The following is a 22626-nucleotide window of genomic DNA, read 5'->3' on the forward strand; positions in this document are numbered from 1 at the left end:
TTTCATCCAAACAACATCATATGCAGGAGAAACTGGTTTACGAAAGCAAAAAATCTAAAATTTATTTTCAGGATGAAAGTGAATGGGGTAAGCCTGTAGCCATGAAAATCCTGAATTATGAATTTCCTACGCCTTCTGATATACAACAATTTTACAATGAATTTGAGTTAATTGAAGGGCTAAATTTACCCGGCATCAGAAATGTGCTAAAACGTACAAAAGCCAAAAACCGGCATGCTATTTATTTGGAATGGGTAGCCGCAGAAACTATCAGTAGTGCTTTTAAAAACAAGCAGGGCGATATAATCGACTTTCTCTACATTGCTATAGCAGCGGCAGGCGCTCTAAGTGAAATTCATAGAAATAATATTATTCATAAAGACATTAATCCTTTTAATGTACTGGTTAATCTGCAGGAGCGTTCCGTAAAGATTATCGATTTTGGTATCTCTTCTAAAATTGATTTGCGCCAGGTAAATTTGGGCAACCCCGAAAAACTGGAAGGCACACTGGCATATAACTCGCCTGAGCAAACCGGTAGAATGAATCGGGTAGTGGATTATAGAACCGATTTATATTCTTTGGGGATTACTTTTTATGAAATGCTTACCGGCAGGCTGCCATTTGCTATTACAGATGCTATAGAATTGGTACATAGCCATATAGCGGTTATACCCAAACCTGCATGTAGCATTAATCCTGCCATCCCCAAACCTATTTCTGATATTATTGATGTGCTAATGGCAAAAAATGCAGAAGACAGGTATCAATCTGCCTTGGGCTTACAACATGATCTTGCCATTTGTTTGAAGCAATACGAAGAGAAACGGCTAATAACTCCCTTTGCTTTAAAACAAAATGATTTCTCCGGAAAGTTTCAAATACAACAAAAATTATATGGCAGGGAGCAGGAAATAGCATTACTCATAAATGCTTTTGAACGTTGTGCAGCGGGTAAAATTGAAATGATTTTAGTGGCAGGGTATTCAGGGACAGGAAAATCTGTTTTGGTAAGGGAAGTGCATAAACCTATTACACAAAAAAGAGGCTATTTTATTGAAGGAAAATACGATCAGTTTCAAAGGGCGGTGCCTTATTACGCCATATTACATGCATTTAGTGAATTGATAAATATTCTTCTCACAGAAAATGAAGAAAGGCTGGGTAAAATCCGTGGAGAAATGCTGGAAGCCTTGGGTGCCGAAGGCAAAGTATTAACAGATGTAATTCCCAACCTTGAACATATCATTGGTAAGCAACCTGAAGTGCCGGTAGTAGGTGGGGCAGAATTGCAGAATCGGTTTAATTATGTGTTTCGTAAATTCCTGAAATCCATTTCTACCAAAGAGCATCCGCTGGTTTTGTTTATTGATGATTTACAATGGGCCGACTCAGCTTCTCTTAGTTTGCTGGACGTGTTAATGACTGATTCCACACAAGGCCATTTTCTTTGTATAGGTGCTTACCGGGATAATGAAGTAAATGCTTCTCATCCATTTATTATTACCAAGGGCGAGATGGAAGAAAAAGGGGCCATAATAAATACGGTTACGATTGGTAATTTAACGAATGAACATGTAAATAACCTTATTGCGGATATTGTTAAAGCTCCCCAAAATGCTACTACCGACCTAACAGAATTGGTATATGCCAAAACATTGGGCAATGCATTTTTTGTTAATCAATTTTTGAAATCATTATATCAGGAAAGCCTTCTCAATTTCAATTTTGATACCCATCAATGGGATTGGGATATTCAAAAAGTAAAGGAGCAGAATATTACTGATAATGTAGTAGCATTAATGGCTGGTAAAATTTTACGTTTACCTGTAGCCACCCAAAAAGTTATGCGGCTGGCCGCCTGTATTGGTAATAGTTTTGATGTAAATACCCTTTCAGATATTTCTCAGCAGGAAAAATCTGAAACAATTAAAGATCTTTTTGAAGGTTTACGTGAAGGTTTATTGGTGCCGGCAGGCGAGCATATGCGTTTTTCTCATGACCGTATTCAACAGGCAGTATATTCATTAATTCCGGATGCGGAAAAAAATGCTGTTCACCTGAGTATTGGTAAGCTCATGTTGCAAAATATTCCACAACCACAACAGGAGGAAAAACTATTTGATATTGTAAACCAATGGAACTGGGGTAAGGATATTATTAGTACCGATGAAGAAAGGGAATTGCTTGCCAATTTAAATTTACAGGCCGGGATAAAAGCAAAACAAACCTCCGCTTTTAAACCTGCCTTTGACTATTTTGAAACAGGAATTCAATTACTGAAATCAAATGCGTGGGTCAATCAGTACCAACTATGCCTCAATTTATATACCCATGCCACTGAAGCAGCTTATTTGAATGGGGATTTTGCTGAGATGGATAAGAAGTATAAAGACATCCTTGCCAATGCAAAAGACCTGCTGGAAAAAGTTAAACCCTACGAAATAAGGATCCTCGCTTATAAAGCAGAAAACAAATTGCTGGATGCGATAAAAACTGGTCTGGAAGTGTTGGCCCAATTAGGAGAGCGTTTCCCATCGAAACCAAATATGTTGCATGTAATGACAGATTTGGTAAAAACTAAATTTAAGCTAAGCGGTAAAAATAATGATAAGCTGAAGGAATTGCCTTTAATGACCAATGAGTATAAAATTGCTGCCATGCGTATTATGGCAGATATTGCCTCCTCCAGTTATTGGGCTACGCCAACTTTATTTCCATTACTTATTTTTAGAATGGTGCATCTTTCTTTGCGATATGGCAATACAGCTGTTTCAGCATTTGCTTTTGCTACATACGGTGTTATTATGTGCGGTGTATTGGGCGATATGAAATCAGGTTATGAATTTGGAAAACTGGGTTTGATTCTATTGGAAAAATTTAATGCCAAAGAATGGAAAACGCAAATTTATACACCTATTTATGCTTTAATTATTAACTGGAACGAGCATGTGCACAATACCCTACGGCCACTGCAGGAATCCTATCATATTGGGTTAGAAACAGGGGCAATAGAGTTTGCCTGCATTAACACCAATATTTATTGTATCCATGCCTATTTAAGTGGTAAAAGATTACCCCGGTTAGAGGAAGAAACCAGGGCTTACAGTCAAAGCTTTAGCCAGTTTAAGCAGGAAACTAATTTTAATTATAATGAGGTCTATCATCAGCCCATGCTCAATTTTATGGGCAAATCCGCAGACCCCATTAAGCTTACCGGTGAAGTATATGATGAAGATAAAATGATGGCCCAAAACCTGGAAAGAAATGATAAAACCGGTACCTTCTTTATTCATTTTAATAAATTGATTCTGTGCTATTATTTTCAGGAATATAACAAGGCTTTGTACCATGCAGCGGAGTCTCGTAAATTATTAGAAGCGGTACTGGCTAAATTTGAAATTCCCAATCATCATTTTTACGAGGCACTTAATATGTTATCGCTTTACCCAAAGGCTTCCAATGCAGATAAAGGAAAGTACATGAAGCGGGTGAAATCTAATATGGGCAAACTAAAAAAATGGGCTAAAAATGCACCTGAAAATTATTTGCACAAATATTATTTATTAGATGCAGAGCGCTTAAGGGTATTGGGTAAATGGGATGAAGCCAGGCTGGTATATGATAAAGCCATAGAAGGTGCTTCCAATAATGATTATATACACGAAGAAGCGCTGGCATATGAATTGGCTGGTAAGTTTTATCTGGAACAAAAATCAAAAGACCTGGCAGAGTTTTATTTAAAAGCTGCCTATAATGCCTATCGCGAATGGGGCGCCATTGCCAAACTGCGTAATCTGGAACAGAATTACCCCAAATATGTTTCTGGCGTTTTAAGACGGGAAGGCAGTTTTAGCGATACAGAAATGCTGGATGCTACAACAAGTATGGTGGATGGTTCGGTGCTGGATATTACTACTGTATTAAAAGCCTCCACTACTATTTCCGGAGAAATTGTATTGCCTAAGTTGCTTAGAAAATTAATGGATATTGTGATAGAAAATGCGGGTGCCCAATATGGGTTTCTAATGCTGGAAAAAGATGGCTCGCTGTTTATAGAAGCACAATCCTACCGCGATGCTGCGGCTGCCAATATCCTGGAACATATACCCGTAAATAACTCCGGATTGCTGGCAGAATCTATTGTAAAATATGTAAAACGTACTGGAGAAAGTGTGGTAATTAATGATGCCGGAAATGATTTGCGTTACGAGAAAGATCCTTTCATTGTAATGCACAAACCTAAATCTATTATCTCCTTGCCCGTATTTAATCAGGGTAAATTTATTGGAGTGCTTTATCTCGCTAACGATCTTACCACAGGGGCATTTACACAGGAGCGTATCGACTTGTTGAAACTGCTTTCAGGGCAGATAGCTGTTTCTATTGATAATGCCATATTGTACGATCAAATGGAACAAAAGGTAAAAGAACGCACTGCTGAATTGGCTACCGAAAAGAAGAAATCAGATGATTTGCTGTATAATATCCTTCCGCTGGAAACTGCGGAGGAGCTGAAACGCGATGGTAAAACAAGGCCAAGAAAATTTGAAAGCGTTACAGTAATGTTTACCGACTTCCAGGGATTTACGAAGATATCAGAACATCTTTCTCCTGATGAATTGGTTAACGAAGTAGATACCTGTTTTGGGGCTTTTGATGAGATAATTGGCAAGTACGGTATTGAGAAAATAAAAACCATCGGAGATTCATACATGTGTGTTGGGGGCCTGCCCATTCCCAATTCTACACATGCACAGGATTTGGTAAATGCTGCCTGCGATATTCAGCAATGGATGCAGGCGCATAGCAATCAGCGTATTCAAAAAGGCCTGCCGCATTTTGAAATTCGTATTGGTTTGCATTCCGGCCCTGTAGTCGCCGGAGTAGTTGGTACCAAAAAATTCGCATTTGATATTTGGGGCGATACAGTAAATACCGCCAGCAGAATGGAATCAAGCGGTGTGCCTGGTAAAGTAAATATTTCCGGGGCTACGTACAGGCAAATTAAAGACAAGTTTAACTGTACCTATCGTGGTAAAATTGCTGCCAAGAATAAGGGAGATATAGATATGTATTTTGTAGAAAGCGCTATGCAAAATACGTTAACTGTGTAGTAGCATTGGAGTGTAAAAAATATATTGTTAATCAACTGTAAGCCTCATGGCAGCTTTACTTGTGTCACTCACTTGTACTGACAGATACTTTGGGCAACTAAAATATTTGATTGCACCATAAAGAACAGAACGTACAAGAGTGCGACGCAAGAAACGATAAAAAATAGTACAGTCGCCGGGCTATAAATATTAGAAATAAATATCCAATTGTATAAAATTAAATGCAATGACGAAAGCAGAAATTGATGAAATTATTGAAAGCTGTTTCCTGGAAACAAAAATTGTCTTTGGCGATAAGGGGCATTTTTTTTCGCCCAAACTGGGGGGCATAAATTACCTGGAAGTAGGTAAATCAAAAATCATCCGCAGCTGGGTTACCATTATGGCGGAAAGGCTATATCGTTGGATTGATAGATTGAAAGATGCCATTGAGAAATGGTGGAAAGGAATGACACCACGTACAAATGTTATTTATGGTTCTGTCTTCGATAGTAGTCTTGTAGGTACCCTAACTTTTGCAAGACCAGGCGATATTGCTATTCCCATACATAACAAGCGGGTGCAATTATGGGCACGTACCAAATTTTTTAAATGGCGAAAACTGGGAGAAGCTATTTCTGCGCAGGATGGCAGTTTTGTACTTCCCTTTGATTTAAGGGCGGCAAGGGCCTGGGTAATACGTAAAAAACTTCATGTTGAAATTTACCAGATAACTGATGTGGTAAACGATAATGGCCAGATGATTCCAAATAAGATAGTGTTTAAAACCTTATTTATTTCCAAAAAGGATTTGATTGGCATGGAATATAACCTGAGGGATGTGCAATTGTTTTTTTGGGAATACAGGGATGATACGCCATTACCACGTGTGGTAATAAAAGACGATGGAACAGATGTACCCGAAAGCTATACCCATGGCAGGGTAGAAGCGATGAGCGAACAACTGATACCGATAGAAATAACCAAACAAAAGCACCTGTTGCAAATTGCCCGTGACCCATCATCCATTGATGTATATGAAATTCAAAGCGACTACCCAAAAAACCTTACAGTAGCTATTGAAGAAAAACTACCCGGTTATACCAGAGGAGATGATTGGTTTGGCGAAAGAATGATGAATGGAATGAATATGGCAACATTTTTACAAGATAAAACTGACCCCGCTTTTTATTGGGTAAAATATTTTGGCGCCTGTAATTATGAAGTAAATGATGAATATGCTTTTCCTTCGGTAGAAATAAAATTTACGCTAAAGGAGGATGGACTGCCTTTACCTGTGGAAATTCATTTAACGGGGCCTTTAAATGCAATTAATAAGGATCCATTTCAAAAAATAGTGGTTACACCTCAGGATGGCGACAAATGGTTACAGGCCAAAAGAGTAGCCAGGGTATCGGGTGCCTTATGCGCAGAACTTGATCAGCACCTGGCAGGTACCCATTTAAATACAGAACAGTATTCTATTGCTATTCACCGTAACCTACGGCTAAACCCTGTTGTATTGTTATTGATGCCACATGTAAAATCGGTAGCACTGATAGATAAGGATGCAGATAGACTGTTAATACATGGATATATTCCTAATGCAACCGCTCTTACCGTAAAAGGAGCTGAAGAACGTGCCTGTGATTTACTTGGATTGCAGGACTGGAAAGGCTGGAAGCCTATGAAACAGCTTTCTGAAGCACATATATACGCAAAAGCCGAGGATCTTTTTTGTGAGGTAGTGCGTGAATGGGTAGATCTTTTTTTTGAACAAAATGAATTCGAAATAAAAAAACAATGGTTTGAAATTTACCGTTTTAGCGAAGAGCTGGTAGAACATGCCGTACCATTTTTCCCTTCAACTGTTGACTTGTCTGCAATGTCTCCCGAGGAAAAAGATTTTACCCAACGCCGGCTGGAATATTTACTGGAAGAATACCGTGTGGATATCAATAGCCCAAGAGTAACAATAAATGGTGAATTAAAAGCCGTATCGCCCATAACCAATTCACCAGTGTTTGATGAAAATAGCGATGACTGGCAAAATTTAAAAGATTGCTGTTGCTATATTATTACTACCGCTACCTTTTTGCATACATGGGTAAACGAGCACCAGTATGAAGATATTGGTGAAGTATTATACAGTTGCCTTGGGCTGCGCTTTGGCACCAAACCGCATGGCATAATGGCGCCGGAATCTGATTTAAGTATTGCGCCAGATGCTACCCGCAGCACCCAAATGATGTGGTTTAGTAACCTGCTTTCAAGAACCGAATATGGGTTTATTTTAAAAAATGAGCAAGGCGATATGTTCCAGGAATTTATGGATTTATTGGCGGCAAGAAAAGATGAGTTTGCCAAACTTAAAGTTGACGTTGAACAAATTGAATCACGTACTAATATTTAATAATTATGTATACCAACCTGGTAATGCCAAAGAAAAAAATAACCTTTTGGCGCTTTATTGCACTATGGATTGCTGCTAAATGGGATAAAATGATTTTATGGGGTATTACAAAAATATTTGCCCTGGCTATTGCTATAACCCTTGGTCTTAAAAAGCGTTACCGAATGTCGCATAATAATGGTATTGCCGGCCGCGGTAAAGTGCGTATTGTAAATAATCCCCAATTTCCTGAGCATGATTTTTTTGTGCCCGGTAAAGAATTTGATGCCCGTGTACGCCATGCTATGGCTACCTTTTTAGACGATGCTATGAAAGGTATCAGAAGCTGTTCTGTTAAATTTGCTGACACTGATTTTGACAGCCCTTTCGACCTGGAATGCAATACCGGTGAAATAAATTTATTTTGGAGTGCAGCCAGCTTTTTGCAGTTTGCCAAATTGCGCAAAGAACAATGGGGGGTAGAGTATGTGGAATATTACCGCAAATATCCACAGGGAATAAAAGGTGCGCAGGAAGCCCTGCGCAAAGATGCTACCTCTTTTACCAATTTGCGTTATTATGCACTTACACCTTTTTTGTTTTATGGTAAAGACAAAGTAAAACGCTATGCAAAATATAGGGTAATACCTTTTGATGATATTCCCGAAACCGGATTGATTGACAACCCCAGCGATTGGGATACTGCCAACCAACGCATCACCCCGCACGAAACCCGTGGCAGAAATTATTTAAAAGAAGAATATAAGGAGCATATTCAAAAAGAGGGCGCTGCAAAATACCGCATACAAATTCAAACACGGGTGGCCAATGATGATGATAGTCCTGAAATATTTAATAACCAAATACCATGGGATGCTGCCATCTTTCCCTGGTACGATTTGGCTACCATGGAAATAACCGAAATACTCGATTGGAAAGAAAGCACACTCACCAGCTTTTCATTAAATAATATGCCCAAAACACTGGGTATTATACCGGCCAAATCTATCTATGATTATAACTCGCTAAACTATATGCGTGCCAATGCCGAAATTGCCAGAAAAGCCAGGTTGTTGTCCTATAAATTAAAAGGTATTCCGGGGCCTATACCCAATAACGATAACAGAAATACAGATGTATGGGATCCTAAAAAATAAAATACTGAATTGAGATAGTATACATCAAATTAAATACAGCTGGGCTGTATTTTTCTAAGTATGGAATCATCGCCGTTTACTATAATTCCCTGCAATACAAAGCAGCCAATTATGGCACCAGCTAATAGCAACTATTTAGCTTTACTTGCCACGCTCGGTTCAGGGTTCCTCCCTTGTGGCGGCTATTAAATACAAGGCTTATTTAACCTGGTTGCCGTCAATATTTTTTGGTTTGTATTCAGGGTGTGTTTTATATCGCTCATAAACAGTGTCATCAATACTTTGGTTGTTATCGTCGTTAATATTAATGATGCGCCAAACGGGGCGCCAAAACCAATACATGGCAGAATATGAATTTCTAAGTACGCCTTTATAATCAGGTTTTATTTTGTCCAATACATCCTGGTTATAACAAAGGCCGGCCTCTTTTGCTTTGGCAATCAGCCATTGTAAAGCAATGTCGCTTAGTCCGCTATCTGCATAGCCGCCACCTACATTAGAGTGTACACCACTAAACCATCTTTGTTCCAACTTTTGTTTATGGTTCGGGTCTTTTTTTACTGTTTCACTTTTTTCCCAAAGGGTAGGCAAAAACAGTTTTCTTTTTTCATCAACTGCCAATGCGTGGTAGGCATTTTCTACATAGCTGCTTAAGGTAACATCGTGAAATTTATATTTCTGAATATTCTTTATTTTATAGGCCGGTAAGGGTATGCCAAGGCTGCCCACTGTATCCCACACGCCAATAAATTTAATAGGCGTAATATCTTCATAGCAATAATTACTTCTAAAAAATTTCATCATATCACTATCCGGCGTGGTATAGCCATTACGGTCCCGGTAAAGGTTATAAGCATCCTGAATAAGATAGTAGTTCTCTGGTTTTAAAATACCGCAGTTTCTAATAAAACCTCCAATGCTTCTGGCTGTATAGGCACCCCGGCTAAATCCAAACAAATAAATTTCATCACCGGGCTGGTAGGTCATTACCAAAAAGCTGTACATGTCTTTAATATTCTTATCAATACCTGCACCGGTGGTGCCACCCATAATTTTATCAGTAAGGGTATAGCCGGTGCCTACCCCTTCTTCGTATGCTTTAAGTTGTTGCATGCCATTACCATCGGCGCAAATGGCGTTAAACATTTTTTCTACATTGGTTTGTACAATGGTATTGCCGTCTTTACCGCCAATTTTATTCCAGGTGCCATCGCAGCAAACAATAATTCTTTTCATAAGGTGCAGTTTTGTATTGGGTATACGAAATGTTATAGTACAAAATATTAATTGCATTTACATGTGTAAATATTTGCAATTAATGGCAGCATGCTTGTTTGAAGATAAGATTTTTGGATTTTAATAGCTGTAATAATGCTATATTCTTACCTAATTATTTTTTTGAAGCAGCTGGCGTGAATGATGTTGTGTGTTAGAACAACTAAATGCTTATGTTAACAAAATTTCGCATGCTGTATCTATTTCAATAGCTGCGTGTAGAACCGAACGCACAAGTGTGCGACGCAACGGATGCCCGATGCCTGCAACTTGCCTGGCTCAAGATATTTCTTATTATTTTTATTTTTAATAAATTAAATCCAGTTTACCTGTAACCCCGTATATGCCTGTGAATGTATTACTCATCAAAAAAAACAGGCATGAAAAACACCAAACTTAAAAAAATTGTATTAACCGTTTTATCGGTTTTTGTGTTGCTGGTTGCGGTACTTGCAGTGCATATATATATGGTTACCAAACCTGCAACAGATGCACATACCAAAGTAATGGCACGGTTAGATTTTAAACAAACCATACTACCTGCAGATGCCAGTACCATTACCAATTGGTTATATCAGCAAAAAGGAGTGGAGCATGTATTGTGCAACCCCAAAACCAACATCGTTGTATTTACCTATTATCCTGTACAAAACAATGCAGATGTAATTGCCGCCAATTTAAAAGCTAACCTACATTATAATCTGGTGCGCTACAAACCCACTGCTGCCGAAATGCAGGGAGGTTGCCCGGTGGCTGCCGGTTCTGCTACCGCCAGGATATATAGTTCCATCTCAAATATTTTACATTAACACTAAAAATGAGCATTATGAAAAAAACACCAGTATTACTGTTAGCCGGCTTTGTAGCCATGATGAGTTGTTTTGTGGCGTGTGATAAAAACGACACACCCGTTCAACCCGTTGTATTAACCTTGTATGATTCCTTAGGGGGTACTACATTGGTTACCGACCCTACTAATCCGTCCATGAAAATTGAGCAGGGTAGATTGGGCATAAGATCAGTTGTAGACAGTACCATTTTTGTTATTGCTGCAGATACTGCTATTAACTCTTATTTCACGGTATTGCTATCAGAAGTTACTGTTGGTAACCTGAGTGGCTTTCAGGATTTGAGTAATGAGTTAACCAATTTTTTCTGTGTAGCTACGGGAGCAAAAAACTTTATGTATACCGGACTGAATATGGTAGATGCACATGACCCCGCCAAAAATTCGCGTATGAATGGCAAAGCAGGTAATGATGATTTTGATGCTTTTGTGGCAGACCTGGTGGCAGGTGCACAACAGAATGCATTGCCGGATTATTTAATTGCCCGTGTAGGTGCATTGGTAGAAACCCTGCGTACACAAGTAGTTCAACAATAGTATGAGTGTTTTTTTGAGTATAAAGCTGTTGCCAAAGGGTAACAGCTTTTTTGTTGTAATACTTAAAGCAACTTATTTAACTTTTTTCAGCTCTTTTACCACCATACGGGTGATAACTGCATAACCCTTATCAGATGGATGCAGCCCATCAAATGTCATATCCATAGCGCCGGCTGGGTATGGGTATTCATCCGTGTCCGGATTAAAGGGGTACAGAATGCAATCGGGGTAAGTTAAGTCTTTATACAAACCTGTTGCAGGGTCTTTTACGTGTTTAAATTTTACCATATTATGCAGTGTCATGCCACTTTTATTAAACAAGTCAATCACTGCAACATCTTCCTCCTTGCCAATAGCAATTACTGCATCGGCAAATTGAGATAGCAATTGGCCATTCTTTGCTTTATACGAGCCCCATGCATTATTGTGCATATCGCCCACATACACAAAATCAAGCCGCTGCATAGGCGTAATTAAAATAATTTTTGCATCGGCATTCAGGCTGCGCAGTTTATTAATAATAATGCGGAAAGAACCATACACCGTGCCATTGCCGGTATTATTGGTATAGTCGGCAATAGTGCCAACAGGCCTTCCCTGCCACCAATCGTTGGTGCCTAAAAAAATAGAATATACATCGGCCTTAACAATGCCCAGTTGATCAATCTGCTCAGCAATGCCACCGGATGTCCAGCCATTATGCCCCTGATTGATATAATGTATATTGGGTAACTGTTCAGTTACCATGGTCATATAGCCTTTGGTAATTTTATGGGCAGTTTCTTCGGGGTGATCGTTAAGATAGGTAATAGAATCGCCAATGGCCACCCAGCTAATATCTTTTGGTGTAAACGAAGTAGTAATACAAAACAGGCAGCAAAAGGCAATCAGTTGTTTCATGGTATATTTTTGAGCATGGTATAATCATAACAATGCCAACTAAAAATAATGAAATCTGCTCAGCCTTGCGGGTAAATAAAATAGTGGGGTTAAGATTTCTTTTTTCTTATATCCGGGGTATAGTAAAAAAAGCAGCGATAGGTATTATTAAAATCGTACTGATAGCCATTGGCTTTTTCCTGAAACACCATCATATAACCCAGGTCAAAACTCAGGTGTGGGTTAATGGTTTCTTTAATGCCTACAAAAGCCCTGTTTTGGTCAAAAGTATTATACACCACTTCTTTGCCTACCTGCAGGTTTATTTCGTCTGATATAAGCAATGAGGGCACATGCGGTTTTTTACTAAGGGGTATATTTACGGTTAACGTATACCTGAAACGGTTGGTAAATTTATTGGTATGGGTGCTGGTGTCTTTCACCACTTTTTCCTGCCAGCGCTGTTCAATTCTAAGTCGGTTGATAATATTAACATTGCCCGTTTTGGCACTGGTTTGTATTTGCTCGTAAATCCTGTTTTCATCTGCAAAAGTAGTATAGCCGGGGGTGGTAGGTGCCAGCCATAAATGCCCGTAACCTGCGGCAATACTGGTACTGCTGTTAAGGGTATAGCCTGCACCAAAACGTATAAAATAAAAGCTGGGGTCGCTGGCAAAATGGTTGCGGCGCATATGCATATCCACAATAGCACTCCATTTATCGCTAAGCCTGATGGTATTATTTAGCGATAGCCATGTTTGTGTTTGGTAATTAATTTCTTTGGGTTTGGTTTGTGCTGCCAGCGGGTTATTAAATAGCAGGGATATTGCAAAAAGGGCTGAAAAAAACAAGTAGTGCAGCTGTGTTTGGTAGCCTATATAGAATTTCATGGCCCAAAGGTAAAACCGCAGGTGGCAGCATTTTGTGATTTTTATCAGCATTATTATAAAAATATATCATGTATAAACCCGTATGTACGCAACAGTAGTTTTTATGTGTACCCGACCATTGCAGCCCTATTTGGCTTTACTTGCGTCGCACTCTTGTGCGGTTGGATACTTTGGGGGGCTTTTATGGTGTGGTTTGATGTATGAGATTGGCTTTGTATGGAAAGATACTAGCTATTTGGAAAAACACTATTAGCATTGGATTATGAAACCAGACTTTTTTGGTATGGCTATTTAGTTCGGGTATTTTTGAGTTGGCAATAATTGTAAACAAGCTTTACGATTCTAAGCAAATAAGTGTGTGACACCTTATGAACAAAATCAAACATAATTTATCGGACAAAGTGAATGGTAAACTTCTTAAGTATCGACAAGGTGACTGCTTAAGTGTCAACTGTAAGAATGGAAAATATTTGGGAGTTTTAATTTCAAACAAATTCAACAAGTATTACGACCTAACAGTAATTGATTTTTACGAGCCACACAAGCCAGGTTTGACAGACTTCATTAATGGAAAATTCTTTGGGACACGTTTTGGTTCGTGGGAAGAACTTACTTACGCGGTAAACGTTAGAATGATAGAATGCAAGTATGTTGATAACTGTTCGGAAATAGAAAAAGTCGGTTCAGTAAAATTAATAAGCAATTTCATAAAAGACGGTTATGCTTATTTAGACGACATTGAACAATTGGAGCAACATTATATAGAGGAATTACCAATTAGAATAGAAAAAAGCAAAAACGCAGAAAAGTTTCCTGACTTAGCTTTTGTAAGTAAACATTTTGTTGACTTTAGACACATCATGCAATAACAACTATTGGCAACATTGGGTTTTATGCAATTTGGGCCTGACCAACAAACGTCAACCAATTGAAAATCCAAGCTGTGATTTGGGCAGCACAAACAACTTTCAACTTTAGTTCTTAAATTCAACTTTATATTTTCAATCAGCTGCGGTAGTAGGCAATCGGAATTCTAATTCCCAATCTGCATAAAGTCCTGCTCGTAGCATGTTATTTTAAAGCCAAAGACTAATGTTAGACTTCGATAAAGTAATAGAAAAAATAACATCATTCTTGAAGGCCTATAACTTTTTTGTTGTAGAAAACCATAAGAATCACGTTAAGTATGAATCGACAAAGACTTCAATCGTAATTGGATATGATGAAAGGGAATATTATTATTTTGCAATTGTAGGAGACAAATCAAATATTTCTATCCCACTTGATGTAAACAATTTGACAAATGTTTTTCAATATGATAGTGAAAAATTTATTAGGAGTCCGTTTGAGGAATTTTTTATTGACTTCTTTATGACAACCAATGGAAATCGTATTCTGACTGGCGATAGAACCATTTTTGAAGCTTTGAAAAGGGATAGAGACAAACGAGCAGAAGAATATACAAGACAACTCTTACAACGACAAAACTTGGATTCTGCAGACAAAGCTTGGCTTTCAAATAACTACCTTGTATTTGTTAAGCATTTGGACTTGATTGATAAGTCGAGTTTACTACAATCGTATGAACTTAAGTATTCAATAGCAAAGAGAAAACTAAACGAATAACAAATCAGCACACAACTAAAATATCATTTTAAGTTTGACAAATAGACTTTTGTTGCTATTAGTTGTCAAGCTAAAATAAGAAAAGTCTTAAATAGAGACAGTTTTACATTCATAATTGCTGAATGCCAATTAAAATAATAATATGACTGAGAAATTTATAGAATTACTTTTTTGTACAGTTATAATATTTTTGTTCTTGTTGAATTTTAATAATAGGTGGACAAATAGAAATTATGAAAAATTGAAATCAAAGAATTCAAGTTGGTATTGGTTTAGAGCTTTTAAAATTGCAGAAACGAAGGACAATTTCATAAAATTTCAAAAGGGACTTAGCATTTTTGTAATTGTAATTATGATAATAGCAATTTTAAATGTTTTAAAATCATAAGACAGACCAAGATAAAATCGCACTACAGCCAACTGTCTTGTCCAGCAATAGATGGACAAAAAATCAACTCAAAATGGCCATCAGCAACAGTTTATTTCCTGTGCTTTTGAAACACTTTCCGCCACATATATGCTGCATAACATTCCCACATGTACAAGAGTGCGACGCAAGGGAAGGTAAATAGCCATTGTTTTGCCAGGTCAAAATTGAATATTAAAAATTAGATGTACCATGTACGCATTGAATATTAACACCAGACTATTTTTGGTATGGCTATTTGGTTCGGTTATCGGCTACGGTAAACTGATAACACGTTATGACGCAACTGAAGCAACAAATTGATAAATTTGAGACAGTTGCCGATAATAATTATTATTTCGAAAATCAAAAAAACATGAAAGACTTCAAATCAGCTAATAAAGCACAAATAAGGTATATTCAATTGCTGAAGGTTGTATTTGGCTTATTTATACTGACACTTTCGCTTAGTAAAAATGCCATGGCACAAGAAAAAGTTCAAATGGTTAGGTTAGCAAAAATAAAAGTTGACCCACTACAATTAGACAAGTATAATAATGCAATAAAAGAGCAAATGGCAACTGCTATTCGTCTTGAGCCAGGAGTGTTAACATATTACGCCGTTGCTGACAAAAGTGATCCATCACACATTACCATACTTGAAATTTATGCTGATACTGCTGCATATCAAGCCCACATAATAACACCCCATTTTAAAAAGTACAAAGAGGCAGTTAAGGATATGGTTAAATCGTTGGAGCTAGTTGATGTTAATCTAATTGCATCTGCTAAACAACCAAGCTTATAATTTGAGTAAAAACCGTTAAGCTGGGCTGTATTGTTTACAAGGACAGCCGTCAGGTAGTTAAGTAATTGCTGGTAAAGCAATACTATTGCAATGTATGTATGTTATTTTTTGTTGTTAAATAGAACAATATGCTTACCAAAAGGCTGCATAGCAATTCCACAAGTACAAGAGTGCGACGCAAGGGAAGTTAAATAGACATTCTTTTGCCGGGCCAATAATGGAAACACTATTCAAGTGGATGTTGTCAATGCCAGACTTTTTTTGGTATGGCAATTTGGTTCAGTTATTTTTGATTTAGGTGCCATCATTCCAAAACATCTCTTCTACATGCATAAAAACAAGCAACTAGTTAGAACCATAGGCTGGGCATTTTTAATTTTACTTATTGTTTTTTTGTATTTAATTTTCTGGCCAAGGCATTACAGTGTACAATCAGAAGCAACCGAAATAAATAGCAGGTTCTGGCACTTATCTACAGGATCTACTATTGGGTATACTTACATATCCTCTACTGCAAAAGACACCCAGGTATATCCTATTATTTATTTGCATGGGGGGCCAGGTGGCGCTATTTCCAGGCGGGTGATAGATGATTTAAAACCGCTTAGCAACGATGGCTTTGATCTATACTTCTATGATCAGGTTGGTAGCGGCGCATCAGGCAGATTAAATGATATTTCAGCATATACAGTGCAAAGACAAGTGGATGATCTCAATGAAATAATTACTAAAATTAATTCAGGAAAAGTTATATTAATTGGACAGTCCTGGGGCGCTATATTAGCTGCTGCCTACTTATCAATGCACCCTGAAAAGATTGACAAAATAATTTTTACCAGTCCGGGCCCTATTTATCCAATAAATGATGCAGAAATAAACACTCCTGCTCCGGATAGCTTTAGATTAAGGGCTCCATTATATACAAATAAAGCCGCAAATGAATCTTCAACCAATATTCGGGTAAAAGCAATTAGTTTTTTCGCTACCCATTTTGGTATAAAAATCGCTTCTGATAAAGAAGTAGACGAATACGCCAACTTCCTTGATGCTAAATCTTATAAATCTGCTTTGTGTGATACATCCATAAACCTGGCAAATCGGGGTAATAATGGATTTTATGCAGGTATTATGACCTATAAAAGCATATTGCAGATGAAAGATTTCAGAGAGAAAATTAGAAGTAGCAACACGCCGGTTTTAATTTTGAAGGGACAATGTGACAATCAGTCATGGGGCGCTACCAATGAGTATTTGCGTCTTTTTCCTAATCACAAATTTGTACTAATACCAAATGCGGGACACTTCATAAATGTGGAGCAGCCTGAAATGTATATCCGTGAAATAAGCAATTTTTTATTACCATAATGGCTGGCCAAAAATTGGGGTTTTATTCTGGTTGGGCTGGAGAAATAAATCTCAACAATAGTTCTTACATTCAATTATATATTTTTAACCGGAAGGCGGAATGCTATTCCCTAGCTGTGTAAAACCTGAATGAGAGCCGCGATTCAATTATCAATTATAAAAAAATCAACACATTGAGAAAAGTAATCTTCTGTACTATTGCCATTTTTTTTGCTACTCTTTTGCATGCACAACAATTATTGTCAAAGCAGGAACAGGAAATACAACACGCTGTTGTTAACATGTTTCAAGCCTTATCTAACAGGGATTCAATTGCCTTAAAATATTATTGTGCTCCTGATATAACATTTTATGAATATGGGCAAATATGGAATATTGATACCCTTATAAAGAAAGCAATTGCAATGAACCAGTCGGCAGATTTTGAGCGAACCAATACTTTTGAATTCATCAATACGGCATCAGATAAAACTACCGCATGGGTAACTTATCGGCTGAACTCGGTTATAACTAAGGATGCAAATAAAACAAATATACAATGGCTGGAAACTGTTGTTTTAATAAGGCAAAATAAGCAATGGAAAATAAAGCATCTCCATTCAACAATGATTAAAAAAAGCTAGCAGAGATTTCCGGCCTTTCTTGGTATACGATGGGCAATGATCTATTTCAGTATTTACTGATGTAATTGAATGACAAAATAGATATTTGATATTCAAAAACGCACTATAAAAAGAACGATTAGCAACACCAGATTTTTTTTGGTTTGACTTCTTAGTAAGGTATTTTTGAATTGGCTGAAACCAATAACCAATTAATCAAACTTATGAATTTCGATTCCTTATTCTTTTTGGCATTCGGTATATTTTCTTTAATCATGGGGGTGTTAAATAGGGGCGGATTATTTTGGTTTTCCATGTACGATGGATTAAAAAAGGTTTTAGGTAAAGATTACAATCGGGTAACCAATATTATATGGGGAATAATAAGCATACTCATAGGGTTGGCATTATTTAAAAGGTAGTTTTAAGAATAATTCTTGATCTTCATATGTCCCCTAACAATAAAAATTCCCTTCAGGCATACGCAATAATAAAAGCCCAATAAAGTTCCCACCATACAAGTGTGCGACGCAAGTAAAGCTGCCATGTAGCTTTTGCCCGGCTACAAAAAAGGCTGTTAGATTCTAACATAAAAAAAGCTGCTGCGGAACTAACCGCAGCAGCCTGGTTTTCAAAAAAGCCTTGGGCCTTAGTCTTTTATTAATTGTGTTCGGCCAATAATGGTATTGTTTTGTTCTGCAATTACCATAAATACGCCTCGGGTAAGTTTTTCAAGGCCATTTAGTGTAAAGGTATTTTTACCCTGTACTGCATTGCTCATTTTTTGAGATAACAATAACCTGCCCGACAGATCGGTTACTTTTAAGGTGATTGCACCTTTTTGTTGTACATCCATATTTACCGTAACCGCTGTACCTTTTACAGGGTTAGGCATAATATTTACCACAGTATTGCCTGTATTGGCAGGAGTGGTAGCTGCTGCTGCAATTTCAGCAAATGCGGTGCCGCCGGTTATATTAACACTGTAATCTTCTGTTTCACCATAATCAAATGTGGCACATGGATCGGTATTTAAAATACCATAGAACATTTGTACCCTTAATAAACCGCGGCCATTTTTTGCCGTTAATGGTACGGTAAATGTAACCGTGGCAGGTGCTGTGGAAGCTGTTGTAACAGTGCCTACCAGTTCACCTGCATCGGCAAGGCTGCCATTTCGGTTAAAGTCAATATACACTGCCCAGTTTTCGCTGTAAGCGCCGGCCACAAAACCTGGTGTTAAGGAAAGTTTATAAGTACGGCCTGCTTTTAACTGACCAACAATATTGGTAAGGTTGGCATAGCCATTATTGTTGCCGCTGGTATAACCAACAGGTCCTACTGCAATACGATCTATATATTCATATGCAGTACTTAGTCCGGCAGAAGTACAATAACCACCTACACTTAACGTACTAAAGGATACGGCAGAACTATAACCACTTCCAGTACCACTTGGGCAATTGCTTTCTACTTTAAAGTCGTACGATAAGCCGGCACCAAGGCCAGTTAAATTATAGCTGGTAGTGGCAATAGTAGAAACGGTTGTCCAAACTGATCCGGTAGTAAGTTTATACTGGAGGTTATAGGTGCTTACACCTGCTACTGCATTCCAGTTTAAGGTAGCGGTATGTTGTGTAATGCCAGTGGCTACCAGGGTGCCTGGTGCATCGCAACCAGTGGCAGATGAACCAATACCCACGGCATAAAATGCATTTTTAACCTGTGCAACTTCGTTAGAGGTGGGGCCATATAAATCAGATGCTGCATTTATACAGGCGGTGCGCCAATCGGCATATTGTGAGTTGGCAACCAGGTATACTGTTTGAGAACGGTAGATGATCTGGTCGGCAACGGCAAGACCTAAAGCACCTACATTATAGCTATTGCCAATATCGTTGGTGCCGGTACCGCCATTTACCAATAAATAAAACATAAAATTACCTACGCCGCTGTTATAGTGTACGCCACCATTATCGCCAAAACCACTATACCAGAACGTGCCCTTGTAGGTGTCTGGCTGAGAAATAAGGTTGGGGTTACTCATGTCGCGAATAATCCAGTTCATATCATTACTCAGCTGCCAGTTAATATCAGTTGGCTTGGCCCAAAACTGTACTGATTTTCCCATAATATCACTCAGGCTTTCGTTAATAGCGCCAGACTCATAGCTATAAACCAGGTTACAGCTACTTTGGGTAACACCATGCGTTAATTCGTGGCCGGTAACATCAATACCGGTAACACCGCCGGCTTCGCCGGTGGAGCGCTTGTTATAATTCATGGAACTGCCATCCCAAAAAGCATTGTCGATATAGGTAGGGTCGTTTACATAACTGTATAATGCAGTACCCAATCCGTCGTAACTGTTACGGCCAAAATTGGTCATATAATATGAATAGGTTTGCTCTACACCAAAATGGGCATCAAGGGCGGCAATATCAGCACCTGCCAAACTCCAGTTGGCTGATGCGCTGGTATAATCTGTACCTCTTTTGCCTGCATCGCCATGTAATGTAATTACACCACCACCGCGGGAATAATCACGCAGGCGGTAAGCTGTACCTGTAAAATCTGAATGGATGGTTTGGGTACTGCTCCAGTAAGTAGCTGCAGTGCCGGTAGCATCAGAAAAATAAATTTTATCCTGTTTGCCAATTACTTCGCCTGTAATAGCGTCTACAAAATAATCGGCGCGGCTTAATGGTTTTATGGCGTAAACATCTACTTTATAGCAAAGGCGCAATTCCCTTGGTTGCAGGGTTTCGCCGGGGTTAAACCAAACCAGGTTAGCCACGGGTGCATAGCTGGCGTTTTTATTACCTGTTTGCATTTTAATACGGTCCTGCATGCTTTCATCCTGCCATGCATAAGTTTGGGCACCCACTTTTTTAATGGTATTTTGTATGGCCGCCGCGTTGTTAATGCGTGTACTGCTGCGTTTGTCCATCAAAGGGTCAAACTCAGTAACAATGCTGCCACTTAAACCCTTAACCAGTTGGTTGCGGGTATGTATGGTGTACATACTGTTTTCTACCGGTATACCCTTATAGGTTTGATAATACCGGTAATGCACAAAGCCCAGTTTGTCGGTCTCGGTACGCGTTAATACCAGGTTGGCATTGGCGGCTAAGCCCAATATGTTTTTTACATCATTGCCATTGAACGAAATGTTCTGGTCTTTGGCCAATGTAACAAAATGGTTACTAACCCCTTTTGGGCCACGAATGGCGCTGGATAAATTGTTTTGCGCAGCGGCACCCAATGCCAGAAAGAGTACAATCGCTGAAAGTAAATGTCGTTTCATGGTTTGTGTTTAAGTATGTAAAAAATAAAATAGCCAACTGTTACCACCCGCATACAGCAATAGGTTTATTAATGCTGTGCACAATGCAACCCAAATGAAATGTGCATAATTTTCATTTGCATAGCATGTTAATATGCGGGTTATTTAAAATAAGGTTTGAAAATGAAGTGCTGGCTTTGCAGTAGATATTGGACCTAAAAGGTATTTATATTTTTTTGAAAAAAAATAATTTTATTCTACGCATTTTATCCCTAAGTGTACGCTGTTTACAAAGGTGTAACATTGTTTTTATTTATATGTATTCAAAGTATTTGGTACATTAAAATGCATTGTATTATTAGCCGAACTGTGTAATTATATGGCGGCTTTACTTGCGTCGCACTCTTGTGCGGTTGGATTATATATGCAGCATAGAGACCATTGCAAAAAAAGTAGTTAACACCCAAATGCCTGTTGCCTTTGCATGCAAGTGGGTTTATTTTATTTTTCCTGGCAGTTATGCATTCTTGTCGTTTATAAAAGCTGCATCAGGTATCTAACCGCACAAGAGTGCGACGCAACGGATGCCAAATAGATATTCTTTAGCCGGGTACCCACATTTTTTATTTATTTTGCCGCCAGCAAAGCACAACCAACAATGAAAATAGCATTGATAGGCTACGGTAAAATGGGCCAGGCCATAGAACAAATTGCCCTTAATAAAGGCCATGAAATAGTATTGCGTATTGGCATTGAAAATGTAGAAGATTTTACTATTGAGGCAGTACAAAACGCCGATGTAGCTATAGAATTTACCGGTCCGCATAGTGCAGTAGACAATATTAAAAAGTGTTTGGATGCTGGTGTGCCCGTTGTAAGTGGCTCTACCGGATGGCTGGCCCAATGGCAGGAAGTGACCGCCTATTGCCAGGCTTGTAATGGTACTTTGCTCTATGCCAGTAATTTTAGTATTGGCGTAAACCTGTTTTTTAAATTAAACAGTTACCTGGCCAGTATTATGCGCCAGTATGAAGAATATGAAGTGAGTATGGAAGAAATACACCATACGCAGAAAAAAGATGCCCCCAGTGGCACTGCCATTACCTTGGCAGAACAAATTATGGGGCAAATACCCCGTAAAACAGGCTGGGTAAACCACGCTACTACCGCTGCCAATGAACTGGCCATAATCAGCGAAAGAGTAGACCCTGCCCCAGGCACCCATAAAATAAAATATGCCTCGGCCATTGATGATATTGAAATTATTCATACCGCCCATAGCCGGCAGGGGTTTGCCGCCGGTGCCGTTTTGGCTGCTGCTTTTGTGCATGGCAAAAAGGGTATTTTTAGCTTTGACGATATTTTAAAGGCATCTGAAGTATAATTCCCGGGTTTTATGGATAAATTCTACGTTTGGTTAAAATATAATAGTGTATTTTGACCGGGTAAAACCAATACGC

15 protein-coding genes are annotated in these 22626 nt (G+C 38.5%); 11 read left to right on the top strand and 4 right to left on the bottom strand.

Going from position 1 to position 22626, the window contains the following annotated elements:
- The first annotated feature begins 20 nt into the window (after nucleotides 1-20).
- The 3 genes from GD597_RS16175 to GD597_RS16185 all read left to right on the top strand — a co-directional run bounded on the left by GD597_RS16175 (nucleotide 21) and on the right by GD597_RS16185 (nucleotide 8645).
- Nucleotides 21-5117, top strand: coding sequence for an adenylate/guanylate cyclase domain-containing protein (locus GD597_RS16175; RefSeq protein WP_171608939.1), 5097 nt, complete (start codon nucleotides 21-23; stop codon nucleotides 5115-5117).
- A gap of 226 nt (nucleotides 5118-5343) precedes the next feature.
- On the top strand, nucleotides 5344-7509 hold the full coding sequence (locus GD597_RS16180; RefSeq protein WP_171608940.1) for a lipoxygenase family protein: 2166 nt from the start codon (nucleotides 5344-5346) through the stop codon (nucleotides 7507-7509).
- Nucleotides 7510-7514: 5 nt separating this feature from the next.
- Nucleotides 7515-8645, top strand: a complete 1131-nt coding sequence (locus GD597_RS16185) for a catalase family protein (RefSeq protein ID WP_171608941.1) — start codon at nucleotides 7515-7517, stop codon at nucleotides 8643-8645.
- A 198-nt stretch (nucleotides 8646-8843) separates the two neighbouring features.
- On the opposite strand, the gene GD597_RS16190 is transcribed toward GD597_RS16185, so the two are convergent.
- Nucleotides 8844-9881 carry a DUF2235 domain-containing protein gene (locus tag GD597_RS16190; protein WP_171608942.1) on the bottom strand — a complete coding sequence of 346 codons (1038 nt, stop codon included), beginning with the start codon at nucleotides 9879-9881 and terminating at the stop codon, nucleotides 8844-8846.
- 419 nt (nucleotides 9882-10300) lie between these two features.
- Here GD597_RS16190 and GD597_RS16195 point away from each other — a divergent pair, with 419 nt between their 5' ends.
- On the top strand, nucleotides 10301-10729 hold the full coding sequence (locus GD597_RS16195) for a hypothetical protein (RefSeq protein ID WP_171608943.1): 429 nt from the start codon (nucleotides 10301-10303) through the stop codon (nucleotides 10727-10729).
- A 17-nt stretch (nucleotides 10730-10746) separates the two neighbouring features.
- A complete protein-coding gene (locus GD597_RS16200; protein WP_171608944.1) occupies nucleotides 10747-11304 on the top strand; it encodes a globin family protein in 558 nt (185 codons plus the stop codon).
- A gap of 72 nt (nucleotides 11305-11376) precedes the next feature.
- On the opposite strand, the gene GD597_RS16205 is transcribed toward GD597_RS16200, so the two are convergent.
- Nucleotides 11377-12204, bottom strand: a complete 828-nt coding sequence (locus GD597_RS16205) for an SGNH/GDSL hydrolase family protein (protein WP_171608945.1) — start codon at nucleotides 12202-12204, stop codon at nucleotides 11377-11379.
- A gap of 89 nt (nucleotides 12205-12293) precedes the next feature.
- The gene (locus GD597_RS16210) at nucleotides 12294-13073 is read right to left on the bottom strand and encodes a DUF2490 domain-containing protein (protein WP_171608946.1); all 780 of its coding nucleotides are present in this window, start codon (nucleotides 13071-13073) and stop codon (nucleotides 12294-12296) included.
- A gap of 368 nt (nucleotides 13074-13441) precedes the next feature.
- Here GD597_RS16210 and GD597_RS16215 point away from each other — a divergent pair, with 368 nt between their 5' ends.
- The 5 genes from GD597_RS16215 (at nucleotide 13442) to GD597_RS16235 (ending at nucleotide 17901) form a co-directional block, all read left to right on the top strand.
- Nucleotides 13442-13942, top strand: a complete 501-nt coding sequence (locus GD597_RS16215; protein WP_171608947.1) for a hypothetical protein — start codon at nucleotides 13442-13444, stop codon at nucleotides 13940-13942.
- Between the two features lie 223 nt (nucleotides 13943-14165).
- Nucleotides 14166-14699, top strand: a complete 534-nt coding sequence (locus GD597_RS16220) for a hypothetical protein (RefSeq protein WP_171608948.1) — start codon at nucleotides 14166-14168, stop codon at nucleotides 14697-14699.
- 704 nt (nucleotides 14700-15403) lie between these two features.
- Nucleotides 15404-15913, top strand: a complete 510-nt coding sequence (locus GD597_RS22000) for a putative quinol monooxygenase (protein ID WP_235954331.1) — start codon at nucleotides 15404-15406, stop codon at nucleotides 15911-15913.
- A gap of 327 nt (nucleotides 15914-16240) precedes the next feature.
- Complete coding sequence (locus GD597_RS16230; protein WP_171608949.1) at nucleotides 16241-17278, top strand: alpha/beta fold hydrolase; 1038 nt, start codon at nucleotides 16241-16243, stop codon at nucleotides 17276-17278.
- Between the two features lie 173 nt (nucleotides 17279-17451).
- The gene (locus tag GD597_RS16235; RefSeq protein ID WP_171608950.1) at nucleotides 17452-17901 is read left to right on the top strand and encodes a nuclear transport factor 2 family protein; all 450 of its coding nucleotides are present in this window, start codon (nucleotides 17452-17454) and stop codon (nucleotides 17899-17901) included.
- 628 nt (nucleotides 17902-18529) lie between these two features.
- Here the strand turns inward: GD597_RS16235 and GD597_RS16240 are convergent.
- A complete protein-coding gene (locus tag GD597_RS16240) occupies nucleotides 18530-21187 on the bottom strand; it encodes a M4 family metallopeptidase (protein WP_171608951.1) in 2658 nt (885 codons plus the stop codon).
- Between the two features lie 637 nt (nucleotides 21188-21824).
- Here GD597_RS16240 and dapB point away from each other — a divergent pair.
- Nucleotides 21825-22550: a 4-hydroxy-tetrahydrodipicolinate reductase gene (dapB, locus tag GD597_RS16245; protein ID WP_171608952.1), complete on the top strand. Its 726-nt coding sequence runs from the start codon at nucleotides 21825-21827 to the stop codon at nucleotides 22548-22550.
- Nucleotides 22551-22626: the final 76 nt, after the last annotated feature.

The sequence above is a fragment of the Limnovirga soli genome (genome assembly GCF_013106755.1).
GTDB classification, from domain to species: Bacteria; Bacteroidota; Bacteroidia; order Chitinophagales; family Chitinophagaceae; genus Limnovirga; species Limnovirga soli.

Bases quoted from the DNA above. Each gene is read 5' to 3' on its own strand.
- GD597_RS16175 (WP_171608939.1), top strand. From the start codon at position 21: ATGCAGGAGAAACTGGTTTACGAAAGCAAAAAATCTAAAATTTATTTT.
- GD597_RS16180 (WP_171608940.1), top strand. From the start codon at position 5,344: ATGACGAAAGCAGAAATTGATGAAATTATTGAAAGCTGTTTCCTGGAA.
- GD597_RS16185 (WP_171608941.1), top strand. From the start codon at position 7,515: ATGTATACCAACCTGGTAATGCCAAAGAAAAAAATAACCTTTTGGCGC.
- GD597_RS16190 (WP_171608942.1), bottom strand. From the start codon at position 9,881: ATGAAAAGAATTATTGTTTGCTGCGATGGCACCTGGAATAAAATTGGC.
- GD597_RS16195 (WP_171608943.1), top strand. From the start codon at position 10,301: ATGAAAAACACCAAACTTAAAAAAATTGTATTAACCGTTTTATCGGTT.
- GD597_RS16200 (WP_171608944.1), top strand. From the start codon at position 10,747: ATGAAAAAAACACCAGTATTACTGTTAGCCGGCTTTGTAGCCATGATG.
- GD597_RS16205 (WP_171608945.1), bottom strand. From the start codon at position 12,204: ATGAAACAACTGATTGCCTTTTGCTGCCTGTTTTGTATTACTACTTCG.
- GD597_RS16210 (WP_171608946.1), bottom strand. From the start codon at position 13,073: ATGAAATTCTATATAGGCTACCAAACACAGCTGCACTACTTGTTTTTT.
- GD597_RS16215 (WP_171608947.1), top strand. From the start codon at position 13,442: ATGAACAAAATCAAACATAATTTATCGGACAAAGTGAATGGTAAACTT.
- GD597_RS16220 (WP_171608948.1), top strand. From the start codon at position 14,166: ATGTTAGACTTCGATAAAGTAATAGAAAAAATAACATCATTCTTGAAG.
- GD597_RS22000 (WP_235954331.1), top strand. From the start codon at position 15,404: ATGACGCAACTGAAGCAACAAATTGATAAATTTGAGACAGTTGCCGAT.
- GD597_RS16230 (WP_171608949.1), top strand. From the start codon at position 16,241: ATGCATAAAAACAAGCAACTAGTTAGAACCATAGGCTGGGCATTTTTA.
- GD597_RS16240 (WP_171608951.1), bottom strand. From the start codon at position 21,187: ATGAAACGACATTTACTTTCAGCGATTGTACTCTTTCTGGCATTGGGT.
- dapB (WP_171608952.1), top strand. From the start codon at position 21,825: ATGAAAATAGCATTGATAGGCTACGGTAAAATGGGCCAGGCCATAGAA.